The following is a 12,560-nucleotide window of genomic DNA, read 5'->3' on the forward strand; positions in this document are numbered from 1 at the left end:
CGCGTGAGTTTGCCGGTTGGCGGTACGAGCGTCCCAGGGGGCGCCCTGGTTGCAAAACCTTCCTGCGGGGTCGAGGGTTTGAATGGAAATTATGGGTAAGGAAGCTATGAAAACAATCAAGCGAGCCCTCCAGGGCGTGCTGGCGTGCAGCGGATTCCTCGTCGCCGGCGCGGCACTCGCAGTCGGAGACAGCCCAGGCGGCCCTGCGGTGAACGAGATCAATTTCCAGCCGCCCGTCACGCGCATCGCCGAAGAGCTTTACAGCCTCCACATGATGATGCTGCTCTTGTGCGCCATCATCTTCGTCGGCGTCTTCGGCGTCATGTTCTATTCGATCTACGCGCACCGTAAGGCGAAGGGCCACAAGGCCGCTCACTTTCATGAGAGCACCACGGTCGAAATCATCTGGACGGTGGTGCCGTTCATCATCGTCGTGCTGATGGCGCTGCCCGCCACCAAAGCGGTCGTCGCGATGAAGGACACCTCCAACGCCGACCTCACCGTGAAGGTCACGGGCTACCAGTGGAAATGGGGCTACGACTACGTGAAGGGGCCGGGCGAGGGCATCAACTTCCTCTCCACGCTCAGCACGCCGCGCTCCGAGGTGAACAACCGCGTGCCGATCACCGATACGTACCTGCAGGAAGTCGACAATCCGCTCGTCGTGCCGGTCAACAAGAAGATCCGCATCATCACCACGGCCAACGACGTCGTGCACTCGTGGTACGTGCCCGCGTTCGGCGTGAAGCAGGACGCGATTCCGGGCTTCGTGCGCGACACGTGGTTCAGGGCGGACAAGGCCGGCACCTATCGCGGCTTCTGTACCGAGCTGTGCGGCAAGGAGCACGCGTTCATGCCGGTCGTCGTCGAGGTGCTCTCCGACGAGGACTACGCAAAGTGGGTCGATACGCAAAAGGCGAAGATGGCCGCCGCCAACGACGACCCGAACAAGACCTACACGCTGGCCGAGCTCAAGGAGCGCGGCGAGAAGGTCTACAACTCGAACTGCGCGGTGTGCCACCAGCCCACCGGCAAGGGCGCGGGCGCGTTCCCGGCGCTCGACGGCAGCAAGGTCGTTCAGGGTCCGCTCGCCGGGCACGTGAGCATCGTCCTGCACGGCAAGAACGCCATGCCTTCGTGGGCGCCGACGCTCAACGACGTCGAGATCGCTTCGGTCATCACGTTCGAGCGCAACTCGTGGGGCAACCACACCGGCGACATTCTGCAGCCGCGTCAGGTGGCCGACGCGCGTAACGGCAAGATGCCCGAGGGCGGCGGCACGACGGCGGCAGCGGGCGAGGGCGGCGCGAGCGGCGCGGCCGCGGCAAGCGGGGCGGAAGCAGCTAGCGGCGCGGAAGCAGCCAGCGGCGCGGCCGAAGCGAGTGCGGCAAGCGGTGCGGCGCCCGCAAGCGGCGCGGATCAGGCGTCGGGCGCAGCGGCGCCGAACGCAGCAGCTGCGCTGCCGGCAAGCGTCTACTTCGAAGTGGGCAAGAGCACGCTGCCCGCCGACGCGAAGGACGCCATCCAGGCGGCAGCCGACTACGCGAAGGCGCATCCGGATGCGAAGTTCACGCTCTCGGGCTACACCGATTCGAGCGGCAACGCCAGCACCAACGCCGACCTCGCCAAACACCGGGCGCAAGCGGTGCGCGACGCGATGAAGGCGGCAGGCATTGCCGAAGACCACATCATTCTGAAGAAGCCGGAAACGATCACGGGCGGCGCGAACGCGAAGGAAGCGCGTCGGGTGGAGATCAGCGCGGCGGCCTGAGCGGGCCCGCGCCATAAGAACAAGCAGCAAGAGACGCAAAAGCAATTCGCTTCAGCATTTCAATTGCATGGGGCTGGAGTCAGGCGCCAACGCGCCAACTCCGGACCGACAGGAGATAAGACATGTCTAGCATCGGACACGATGTAGCTGGCGGGCACGGTCACGTGCACGGCGACCACGCGCACGCCACGCCCCACGGCTGGCGCCGCTGGCTGCTCGCGACGAACCACAAGGACATCGGAACGCTGTATCTGCTGTTCTCGTTCGTGATGTTCCTCTCGGGCGGCGTCATGGCGCTCGCCATTCGTGCGGAGCTGTTCGAGCCGGGCATGCAGATCATGCGCCCCGAGTTCTTCAACCAGCTCACCACGATGCACGGTCTCATCATGGTGTTCGGCGCGATCATGCCGGCGTTCGTGGGCTTCGCGAACTGGATGATTCCGCTGCAGGTCGGCGCCTCGGACATGGCGTTCGCGCGCATGAACAACTTCAGCTTCTGGCTGCTGCCCGCCGCCGGGTGCCTGCTGGTCGGCTCGTTCTTCTCGCCGGGCGGCGCGACCGCCGCGGGCTGGACGCTCTACGCGCCGCTTTCCACGCAGATGGGCCCGGGCATGGACTTCGCGATCTTCGCGCTGCACATGATGGGCGCCTCGTCGATCATGGGCGGCATCAACATCGTCGTGACGATCCTGAACCTGCGCGCGCCCGGCATGACGCTCATGAAGATGCCGATGTTCGTGTGGACGTGGCTCATCACCGCCTACCTGCTGATCGCCGTGATGCCGGTGCTCGCGGGCGCCATCACGATGCTGCTGTTCGACCGCCACTTCGGCACGAGCTTCTTCAACGCGGCCGGCGGCGGCGACCCGGTGATGTACCAGCACATCTTCTGGTTCTTCGGGCACCCCGAGGTCTACATCATGATCTTGCCGGCGTTCGGGATCGTTTCGCAGGTGATTCCGGCGTTCTCGCGCAAGCCGCTGTTCGGCTATAGCTCGATGGTGTACGCCACGGCGTCGATCGCGATTCTCTCGTTCATGGTCTGGGCGCACCACATGTTCGCCACCGGCATGCCGGTCACGGGCCAGCTCTTCTTCATGTACGCGACGATGCTGATCGCCGTGCCGACGGGTGTGAAGGTGTTCAACTGGGTCGCCACGATGTGGCGCGGCTCGCTCTCGTTCGAAACGCCGATGCTGTGGGCCGTGGGCTTCCTGATCGTGTTCACGTTCGGCGGTCTCTCGGGCCTGATGCTCGCCATGGCGCCGCTCGACATCCAGTATCACGGCACTTACTTCGTGGTGGCGCACTTCCACTACGTGCTGGTGGCGGGGTCATTATTCGCGTTGTTCTCAGGGTGGTACTACTGGGCGCCCAAATGGACCGGCTGGATGTACAACGAGACGCGCGGCAAGATCCACTTCTGGTGCTCGCTCATCTTCTTCAACCTCGCGTTCCTGCCGATGCACTTCGTCGGTCTCGCCGGGATGCCGCGACGCTATGCCGACTATCCGGCCCAGTTCACCGACTGGAACCAGGTGATCACGATCGGCGCCTTTGGCTTCGGGCTTTCTCAGGTGTACTTCCTGTTCTTTGTCGCGCTGCCCGCGTATCGCGGCGGCGGCGAGCTGGAAAAGGCCGGCGACAAGCCGTGGGACGGCGCAACGGGCCTCGAGTGGACCGTGCCGAGCCCGGCGCCGTTCCACACGTTCGAGAATCCGCCGACGGTCGAGTGAGCCGTTGAGTCTGTGGCGTCCGGCTGTGCGCAGCCGGACGCGAGCGAAGTCCGCGGTCTTCACGCAGTCTTCATCGGAGCACGTACGAGAGGCGATTGACGATGCAAGGAGAAGCCGCGGCCAGCCGCGCTGAACGCATGACCCGGGATCCACAAAAAAGACGCACGCCCGAGCAGATCCGCGCGGGCAATCTACGGCTCGGCCTCATCTTGCTGGCTGTCGTAGTCGGTTTCTTTGTGGCTGCCGTCGTCAAGCAGGTGTATTTCCCCGGTCACTGACGCGCAGGGCGTTTGCCGGAAGATCGTTCGAGGAAGTTCGATGTCCACGCAAGCTGGAAATGATCGCGCGTTCAACCGGTCGATGCTCATCAAGCTCGTCGTCGTGGCGCTGCTGATGTTCGGGTTCGGCTTTGCGCTTATACCGATGTATCGCGCGATCTGCCAGGTCACCGGCATCAACAACCTGGTGCAGCGCGACGCCACGGAGCGCGAGGCGCGCAACACGCAGGTGGACATGACGCGCACGATCTCGGTCGAGTTCGACGCGAACGCACGCGGGCTGCTCGGCTTCAGGCCGGAGCAGACGAGCCTCGACGTGCATCCGGGCGAAGTCATGACGGTGATGTACGACATTTCGAACAACGAAGGACGCACGATCGACGCGCAGGCCATTCCGAGCTACGCGCCGAAGCAGGCGACGGAGTACTTCCGCAAGATCGAGTGCTTCTGCTTCACGCAGCAAACCTTGAAGGCGAACGAGACGAAGCGCATGCCGGTGGTGTTCGTGATCGACCCGAAGCTGCCGAAGGACGTGAAGACGATCACGCTGTCGTACACGTTCTTCGAGCTGAACAAGCCGGCCGTGCCGCCGCCGCCGGAACAATCGGCGGGCGCGTGAGGCTTCAGCGCCGAAGTCAACGATGCCAGGAGGCGAAAGGCGCATGAGCGACGAACGTGGCGGAGCGGGGCCGGCGAAGAAGAAAGGCGGCATCCTGCAGTTGATGAAAGCGGTGGCGTGGTCCTTTCTCGGCGTGCGCAAGCGCGCCGACCTCGAAGACGACGCCGCGAACCTGCACCCCGTGCAGTTGATCATCGCGGGCATCATCGGCGCGGTGCTGTTCATCGTCGTGCTGCTGTTGATCGTGCACGCGGTGGTGGGATGAGCGAGTGCGCGCAACGCTGCGCGCGAAGCAGTGAATAACGAGGACACACTCGGACAAATGCAGCCGGCGATGTCCGGTGCAACTGGAAACTGGAGAAACAGGCATGAGCGGCCAAAACGATAGCCCGTACTACTTCGTACCGCACCCGTCGCGGCATCCGATCAGCGCGTCCATTGGGCTTGTGGTCATGCTCGGGTCGCTCGCCTCGTGGATCAACGGCGAGTCGTGGGGGCCGATCGGCGTGCTCGTCGGCCTGCTGTGGCTGCTCTTCACGCTGTGGCACTGGTTCGGCGACGCCATCGCCGAATCCGAGGGCGGCATGTACGGCAAGCGCGTCGACGTGTCGTATCGCTGGAGCATGAGCTGGTTCATCTTCTCCGAAGTGATGTTCTTCGGCGCGTTCTTCGGTGCGCTCTTCTACGCGCGCGCGATCGCCCTGCATCAGCTGGGCAGCCTCGACTACAAGCTGATCTGGCCGGACTTCTCTGCGGTGTGGCCGAACAACGGTCCCGCAGCGCTGGTCTCGCACTTCCGCTCGATGACGCCGTGGCCCGTGCCGACCATCAACACGGCGCTGCTGCTCTCCTCGGGCGCGACGCTCACCGTTTCGCACCATGCGCTGCGCGACAACCATCGCTCGAAGGCCATCGCGTGGCTCGCCGCGACGATCGTGCTGGGCGTGTGCTTCCTCTTCCTGCAGGCGTTCGAATACATCCACGCGTACGGCGAACTGAACCTCACGCTCGCTTCGGGCATCTACGGTTCGACGTTCTTCCTGCTCACGGGCTTCCACGGCTTCCACGTGTTCCTGGGCGGCACGATGCTGACCGTCGTGATGATCCGGCTCATTCGCGGCCACTTCACCGCGGAGCATCACTTCGCCTTCGAAGGCGCGGCGTGGTACTGGCACTTCGTCGACGTGGTGTGGCTCGGCCTCTACGTCGTCGTGTACTGGCTGTGATGCGTGGTGCGCCGCGCAGGCCGCGGCGCGGGAGACGGGAATGCAACAAGGCGCCGCCCGACCTCGTCGGCGCGGCGCCTTGTGTTTTCCGGAATGCGGTTTGCGCGGCGATGTTCGGTGATGGTCAGCGGCGCTCAGCGACCGTAAGGAATCCCGGTGGACTGGATCCAGCCCATCCAGTGCGCGAACAGGATGAACAGAAAGAGCGAGATGGAAAGGCCCACGCGCGTGGCGAGCGACCAGACCATCCGCTTGGTGCGGCCCCGGTCGTGCATCATGAAGTAGAGCGCGGAGATCATGCTCGCGATGATCAGCGCGAACGCAACGGGGACGAGTATGTGCATGAAGTTCACGGAATTTGGCATGCCTGAAAACGTCTGTCTCATTATCGCACCACGCTGCGTGGCGCGGGGTTCGATCACCGGTATCTCTCGCATCGGACGTGCCCAATGAAAATCCGGCTCGTCCCCACGCTGCTGATCCTGATCGTGATGGCCGTGACGATCCGGCTCGGCTTCTGGCAGCGCGACCGCGCGCATCAGAAGGAAGCGCTGCAGGCGCAAATCACGCAGTACGAATCGTCTGCGCCGCAACCGGTGGGCGCCGCGCCGCTCGCGCTGAAGGAGATCGAGTTCCATCGCGTGCGGGCGACGGGCACCTTGCTGCCCGAGCGCGTGGTGTATCTCGACAATCGTCCGTATAACGACCAGCCGGGTTTTTATGTCGTGATGCCGCTTAAACTCGAAGGCGGCGGCTACGTGCTGGTCAATCGCGGCTGGCTGCCGCGCAACATCGCGGACCGCACCGCGATCGCGCCCTATGTCACGCCGCCCGGGCCGGTCGTCGTGGAAGGCATCGCGCGCGCCAACGCCTCGCGCGCGTTCGAACTCGGTGCGGGTGGCTCTGCAGCGCATCAGAAGATACGGCAGAATCTCGGCGTCGCTTCCTACGCAGCGGAAACCGGGTTGCCGCTGCAACCGTTCGTGATCCAGCAAACCGGCTTCGTGCCGGCCTTCAAGGACGGGCTCGTGCGCGACTGGCCGGTGCCGGATACCGATGTCGAGCGCAACTACGGGTACATGCTCCAGTGGTGGGGCATGGCGCTCGCGGCCCTCGGTTTCGGTCTGTTTGCGGCCCGTAAAGCTGCAAAAAGCGCTGCGACAAAAGCGCGCACCGAAGGCGAAGCCGGGCGGCACGCCGAAGAGCCCGAAGGGCAAGACGCAGGCAGCGCGAAGGACGCCTGATGATCCGTCGGACGAATAGATTCGATCCCGACATGATCCGGACAACGGCGCTGCGCATGCAGCACATGGACAACTGAAAGCGACAGAAGCGAGGATCCACGAGAGTGTCGACGCAATCCCCCCGTTCCGCCCAGGTCGCACAGCCGGCCGCCACCCCCGCGCAGCAGCACGCGAAGCGGCGTGGCCGCTGGACGCTGCTCATCATCATGCTCATCTGCGGCGCGCCGATCGCGATCTCGTACTTCACGTACTACGTGATCAAGCCGAAGGGCGGCACGACGAGCTATGGCACGCTCATCGAGCCGCAGCGGCCCATTCCCGGCGCGCTGATGGTGACGGGCGACGACGGTCATGAAGTGCCGCTCACCTCGCTCAAGGGCCGCTGGCTGATGATCTCGGTGAATGGCGGCGCCTGCGACGAAGCCTGTGCGACGAAGCTCTATATCATGCGCCAGGTGCGCGCGACCCAGGGCCAGGAGCGCGAGCGCATCGTCACGGTCTGGCTGCGCACCGACGACACGAGCGTCCCAGCGAAAGTGAAGGGCGCCTATGCGGATACGCGCATGCTGCGCGCCGATCCGGTCGCCGTCGCCGCGTGGCTGCCGGCCACGCAGACGACGAACGACACCGACCACATCTATCTGGTCGATCCGAACGGCAACCTGATGATGCGATTCCCGGCGCAAGCCGATCCGTCGAAAATCAAACAAGACGTCACTAAACTGCTCAAGTGGTCCCGCATCGGTTAAGGTGCGCAGCGCGAGTCTGACAGAGAAGAGTAAGAGAGATGTTTATCCTGGAGCTGGGTCTGATCGGCCTGTGCATCGCGTTGCTGCCGCTCTCGTGGGTCTGGGTGAAGGCCGACGACAACAAGTTTCGCAAGCTCGTGTGGCTCACGACGTTCATGACGCTCGACCTCGTGATGTTCGGCGGCTTTACGCGTCTGACCGACTCGGGCCTCGGCTGTCCTGACTGGCCGGGCTGCTATGGCACGTCGTCGCCGTTCATCGCGCATGTGCAGATTGCCGCGGCGCATCTCGCCATGCCGAGCGGCCCCGTGAGCATGACGAAGGCATGGATCGAGATGATCCACCGCTATTTCGCCATGGCGATCGGTGTCCTGATCATCGCGCAGATGGCGATTGCCTGGCGCGCGCGCATCAAGCGCCTGCCGCTGCATGTGTCGCCGTGGTGGCCCACCGCGCTGCTCGGACTGATCCTCGTGCAGGGCGTGTTCGGCGCATGGACGGTGACGATGAAACTGCAGCCCATCATCGTCACGACGCACCTGCTGCTCGGCCTCACGCTGCTCGGCTCGCTCGCGTGGCTCGCCGCGCGCATGACGCCGCTGCCCGCATACGAGCCCGATGCCGCGCGCTGGCGCGTGGCCGCGCTGGCGGCGCTCGTGCTGCTCGTCTTGCAGATCGCGCTGGGCGGCTGGGTGAGCACGAACTATGCGGTGCTGGCCTGCACCGACTTCCCGACCTGCAACGGCGCGTGGATTCCGCCGATGGATTTCCATCACGGCTTCCACCTGTGGCGCGCGCTCGGCATGGACGGCAACGGCGACGTGATCACGCAGGACGCGCTCGTCGCGATCCACTGGACGCACCGCACGTTCGCGTTCGTCGTGATCGCTTATCTGGTATGGTTCGCCCTCAAGTTGCGACGCTATGCCTCGCTGCGACGCCCAGCAAACTGGATCATGATCGTGATCTTTATCCAATTTCTGACCGGGCTATCCAACATCGTGCTGCAGTGGCCGCTGCCCGTGGCAGTGGCGCACAACGGTGGCGCGGCGATCCTGCTGCTTTTGGTCGTCGTGCTAAACTTTCGAATTGCTTGTAGCCGCCCCGGCCGCGCCGTTCTCCCTGCGCGCGACACCGCTGCGGTGTGATCCCGCCCTATGGAAAGTACAACCCTATCCCAGACGCCCGGTAGCCGGATTTCCCAATATCTCGCGCTCACCAAGCCGCGCGTCACGCAACTCGCCGTGTTTTGCGCCGTCATCGGCATGTTCCTCGCCGTGCCGGGCATGGTGCCCTGGAAGCCGCTGATCGGCGGCACCGTCGGCATCTGGCTCACGGCCGGCGCGGCCTTCGCGATCAACTGTCTCGTCGAGCAAAAGGTGGATGCGCGCATGCGTCGCACTGCCTGGCGTCCTTCGGCGCGCGGCGAGATCACGAGCACGCAGATCCTGATCTTCTCGGCGGTGATCGGCGGCCTCGGCATGTGGGTGCTGTACACGTTCACCAATCCGCTCACCATGTGGCTCACGGTCGCGACCTTCATTGGCTACGCGATCATCTACACGCTGCTGCTCAAGCCGGCTACACCGCAGAACATCGTGATCGGCGGCGCCTCGGGCGCCATGCCGCCGGCGCTCGGCTGGGCCGCGGTGACGGGCCACGTGCCCGGCGACGCCTGGATTCTCGTGCTGATCATTTTCGTCTGGACGCCGCCGCACTTCTGGGCGCTCGCGCTCTACCGCCGCAAGGACTACGAAAACGCCGGCCTGCCGATGCTGCCCAACACGCACGGCGAGAAGTACACGCGTCTGCATATCCTGCTCTACACCGTGATCCTGTTCGCGGTCACGCTGATGCCGTACATCTCGGGCATGAGCGGCGTGCTGTATCTGGCTTCGGCCGTGCTGCTCGGCGCCGTGTTCCTCGCCTACGCGTGGAAGATCTACGTCGAGTATTCCGACGCACTGGCGCGCAAGACCTTCCGCTATTCGATCGTCTACCTCTCGTTGCTGTTCGTGGCGCTGCTCGTCGACCATTACGTGCATGCGCTCATCGCGGCGTAACGACATGGCCCACCGCACGCTTGCGCGCTTCGTGCGCGCCACGGTCGTCGCGCTTGCCGCTGCAGGCGCACTCGGCGGCACGCTGGTTCTCGAGGGCTGCGGTCAGCAGCCGCCCGCGTTCTCGAACCTCGACATCACCGGTAATACCCAGTTCGGCAAGGACTTCGCACTGCCCGACACCAGCGGCAAGACGCGCACGCTCGCCGACTTCAAGGACAAGGTGGTCGTGCTGTTCTTCGGCTACACGCACTGTCCGGACGTTTGCCCGACCACCATGGCCGAGCTTTCGCAGGCGCTCCAGCAGCTGGGGCCCGATGCGGCGAAGCGCGTGCAGGTGCTGTTCGTCACCGTCGATCCCGAGCGCGACACGGCGCAGATCCTGGGCCAGTACACAGCCGCGTTCAATCCGACCTTCATTGGGCTGCGTCCGGCCAGTGAGGACCAGCTCAAGCAGGTGGCGAAGGATTTCCGCGTGTACTACGCGAAGGTGCCCGGCAACACGCCGGATAGCTACACGATGGACCACACCGCCGCGAGCTACGTGTTCGACACGACCGGCAAGCTGCGCCTCTTCGCGCGCGACGGGCAGGGCGTCACGCCCTGGCTGCACGATCTGAAGATCCTCCTCGGCTCGAATCCCGACTAAGGGACGCCCGGCGTGTTCGCCTCGAGAGGCGAGCACGCGCCGCGCGCTTCAGGGCCGCGCGGGCATACCAGTATGCGAATTCATTATTTCCCGCAACCGGTTCCATATGAGACGATTTATATCGTCCGGCAGATGGCGCACAACGCCACGGAACCGGAGCAATACCAAAACCACGCAGGAACATCATCTCCATGCAGCGCAGAAATCTGATTAAAGCACTCCTCGCCGGCATCGCCGCCACCACGCTCGCAGCCAGCTTCGGCGCCCGCGCCGACGACCAGGTCATCAAGGTCGGCACCGTTTCGGGTCCGGACGCGCAAGTCTGGGCCGTCGTCCAGAAGGTCGCCAAGCGCGAAGGCCTGAACGTCAAGGTCATCGAATTCAACGATTACGTGCAGCCGAACGCCGCGCTCGACGCCGGCGACCTCGACGCCAACAGCTTCCAGACCGGCCCGTATCTCGACAGCCAGATCAAGCAGCGCGGCTACAAGCTCGTGAACGCCGGCCTCACGTACATCTCGCCCATCGGCGTGTATTCGAAGAAGCTCAAATCGCTGAACGACCTGCCGCAAGGCGCGAAGGTCGCCGTGCCGAATGACCCGTCGAACGAAAACCGCGCGCTGCTGCTCCTGCAGAGCAAGGGCCTGATCAAGCTGCGCGCAGGCGCGGGCGTCAACGGCAACAACGCGACGCCGCTCGACGTCGCCGAAAACCCGAAGAAGATCAAGCTCGTCGAACTGGACGCCGCGCAGCTTCCGCGTGCGCTCGGCGACGTGGACGCCGCCGTGATCAACACCAACTACGCGCTCGCAGCCGGCCTGCAGCCGACCAAAGACGCGATCGCGATCGAGGACATCCACAGCCCGTACGCGAACCTGATCGCCGTTCGCACCCAGGACAAGGACAAGCCGTGGGTGAAGAAGCTGGTGGCCGCCTACCAGTCGGAAGACGTGCGCCAGTTCATCAAGAACGAGTTCAAGGGCTCGATGGTTCCGTCGTTCTAAGGGACCTTCGAGCAACGGCTGCCCGCGTCCAATTGACGCGGGAGCCCAGCAGGACCCGAACGCCGTGGCCACCGCCACGGCGTTTTTTATTGCGCGTGCACTCTCGGAGCCGCGCGCTCTTTCCAAGTCGCGTGCTGGTCCTACGGCGGTACTACGGTGGGCTATGTCAGATAACCTGTTGATGCCACTCTGGTCCCATTGTTGGGCCCCCTGATACCGCGCCAGGGTAAATCCTGATGCCAGGCTGCGCCCCGTTTGAGCCTTATGTGTTCGTGCAATGCATTGATTTTTAACGATAATTTTCTATGTGCCGCGGCGAGATGGCATCTGTTGACTGGTCTTATTGTGGTTATATAATGGGCTCGCTTTCGCACCGGACCAGTCTGCACCCCCGGCACTGCCACGCAGCATGCCCGTCCGGCCCCCCACGATCGTCCAACCGCTGGCGCCAAGTCCATGGAAACCCGTTGGTCTGCCCTGATGCCCGATGCGCGCAATGTGACGCCGCTCTATCTGCAGCTGGCGCGCAACCTTGCCACGGCCATTCACTGCGGCGTGTGGTCGGCCGGCGAGGCGCTGCCCTCGGAGCGCACGCTGTCGGACGCCATCGGCGTGTCGCGCATCACCGCGCGCAAGGCGATCGAGCTGCTCGTGGAGCAGGGGCTGATCCGGCGCGCACGCGGCGCGGGCAGCTTCATCACGCCGCGCGTGGAAGATCCGCTTTCGCGCCTCACGGGCTTCACGAAGAAAATGGAGCAGCGCGGCTTCACGCCCGACTCGGTGTGGCTCGCGCGCGAGGTCCGGCCGGCGCACCGCGAGGAGATCGTGCAGCTCGGCCTCTCGCCCGGCGCCTCGGTCGCGAGCCTGCGCCGCCTGCGCCGTGCCGACGGTACCGTGATGGCCGTCGAGCATTCGGCGCTGCCCGTATCGATCGTGCCGGACCCGGAAGCCATCGAGGGCTCGCTGTATGCGTATCTGGAGCAGCACCGCGTGCCTGTGGTACGCGCCCTGCAGCACTTTCGCGCGGTCAACGCGACGGGCGAGATCGCCGCGCTGATGGGCGTCGAGCCGCGCGCGGCGCTGCTCGTCATCACGCGCGTGGGCTTTTCCGCCGATCAGCGCGCCATCGAGCTGACCGACACCTATTGCCGCGACGGCTATTACGACTTCGTTGCGGAGCTGCGCCAGTGAACGCCGCCGCAGTCTCTCTCATGCACGTCACCG

General features: G+C 64.5%; 14 protein-coding genes. 13 read left to right on the top strand and 1 reads right to left on the bottom strand.

Annotation, left to right across the window (positions count from 1 at the left end):
• Positions 1-82: 82 nt before the first annotated feature.
• The 6 genes from coxB (at position 83) to AB4Y35_RS09270 (ending at position 5,630) form a co-directional block, all read left to right on the top strand.
• The gene (coxB, locus tag AB4Y35_RS09245; RefSeq protein ID WP_368704188.1) at positions 83-1,771 is read left to right on the top strand and encodes a cytochrome c oxidase subunit II; all 1,689 of its coding nucleotides are present in this window, start codon (positions 83-85) and stop codon (positions 1,769-1,771) included.
• Positions 1,772-1,893: 122 nt separating this feature from the next.
• On the top strand, positions 1,894-3,507 hold the full coding sequence (gene ctaD / locus AB4Y35_RS09250; RefSeq protein WP_368692549.1) for a cytochrome c oxidase subunit I: 1,614 nt from the start codon (positions 1,894-1,896) through the stop codon (positions 3,505-3,507).
• A 137-nt stretch (positions 3,508-3,644) separates the two neighbouring features.
• Entirely contained in the window at positions 3,645-3,785 is a 141-nt protein-coding gene (locus AB4Y35_RS09255; RefSeq protein WP_208867222.1) for a cytochrome oxidase small assembly protein, read from the top strand.
• A 40-nt stretch (positions 3,786-3,825) separates the two neighbouring features.
• A complete protein-coding gene (locus tag AB4Y35_RS09260; protein ID WP_368704189.1) occupies positions 3,826-4,404 on the top strand; it encodes a cytochrome c oxidase assembly protein in 579 nt (192 codons plus the stop codon).
• A 43-nt stretch (positions 4,405-4,447) separates the two neighbouring features.
• Positions 4,448-4,669: a DUF2970 domain-containing protein gene (locus AB4Y35_RS09265; protein ID WP_254314617.1), complete on the top strand. Its 222-nt coding sequence runs from the start codon at positions 4,448-4,450 to the stop codon at positions 4,667-4,669.
• Between the two features lie 103 nt (positions 4,670-4,772).
• Positions 4,773-5,630, top strand: a complete 858-nt coding sequence (locus AB4Y35_RS09270; protein WP_254352550.1) for a cytochrome c oxidase subunit 3 — start codon at positions 4,773-4,775, stop codon at positions 5,628-5,630.
• 134 nt (positions 5,631-5,764) lie between these two features.
• On the opposite strand, the gene AB4Y35_RS09275 is transcribed toward AB4Y35_RS09270, so the two are convergent.
• Positions 5,765-5,974 (bottom strand): twin transmembrane helix small protein, encoded by a 210-nt coding sequence (locus tag AB4Y35_RS09275; protein ID WP_028201826.1) that lies wholly within the window; start codon positions 5,972-5,974, stop codon positions 5,765-5,767.
• A 105-nt stretch (positions 5,975-6,079) separates the two neighbouring features.
• On the opposite strand from AB4Y35_RS09275, the gene AB4Y35_RS09280 reads away from it, so the two are divergent.
• From AB4Y35_RS09280 to AB4Y35_RS09310, 7 genes are all read left to right on the top strand, one after another.
• Positions 6,080-6,874 carry an SURF1 family protein gene (locus tag AB4Y35_RS09280; RefSeq protein ID WP_368692551.1) on the top strand — a complete coding sequence of 265 codons (795 nt, stop codon included), beginning with the start codon at positions 6,080-6,082 and terminating at the stop codon, positions 6,872-6,874.
• A 104-nt stretch (positions 6,875-6,978) separates the two neighbouring features.
• Positions 6,979-7,623, top strand: coding sequence for an SCO family protein (locus tag AB4Y35_RS09285; protein WP_368704190.1), 645 nt, complete (start codon positions 6,979-6,981; stop codon positions 7,621-7,623).
• Between the two features lie 38 nt (positions 7,624-7,661).
• On the top strand, positions 7,662-8,771 hold the full coding sequence (locus AB4Y35_RS09290) for a COX15/CtaA family protein (protein WP_324162342.1): 1,110 nt from the start codon (positions 7,662-7,664) through the stop codon (positions 8,769-8,771).
• A 9-nt stretch (positions 8,772-8,780) separates the two neighbouring features.
• Positions 8,781-9,686 (top strand): heme o synthase, encoded by a 906-nt coding sequence (cyoE, locus tag AB4Y35_RS09295; RefSeq protein ID WP_368695733.1) that lies wholly within the window; start codon positions 8,781-8,783, stop codon positions 9,684-9,686.
• Positions 9,687-9,690: 4 nt separating this feature from the next.
• Positions 9,691-10,332: an SCO family protein gene (locus tag AB4Y35_RS09300; RefSeq protein WP_368692554.1), complete on the top strand. Its 642-nt coding sequence runs from the start codon at positions 9,691-9,693 to the stop codon at positions 10,330-10,332.
• 191 nt (positions 10,333-10,523) lie between these two features.
• The gene (locus tag AB4Y35_RS09305) at positions 10,524-11,336 is read left to right on the top strand and encodes a MetQ/NlpA family ABC transporter substrate-binding protein (RefSeq protein WP_368704191.1); all 813 of its coding nucleotides are present in this window, start codon (positions 10,524-10,526) and stop codon (positions 11,334-11,336) included.
• A gap of 456 nt (positions 11,337-11,792) precedes the next feature.
• Positions 11,793-12,527 (top strand): GntR family transcriptional regulator, encoded by a 735-nt coding sequence (locus tag AB4Y35_RS09310; RefSeq protein ID WP_324148451.1) that lies wholly within the window; start codon positions 11,793-11,795, stop codon positions 12,525-12,527.
• Positions 12,528-12,560: the final 33 nt, after the last annotated feature.

Origin of the sequence: Paraburkholderia sp. EG286A, from assembly GCF_040965375.1 — a bacterium.
GTDB lineage: Bacteria > Pseudomonadota > Gammaproteobacteria > Burkholderiales > Burkholderiaceae > Paraburkholderia.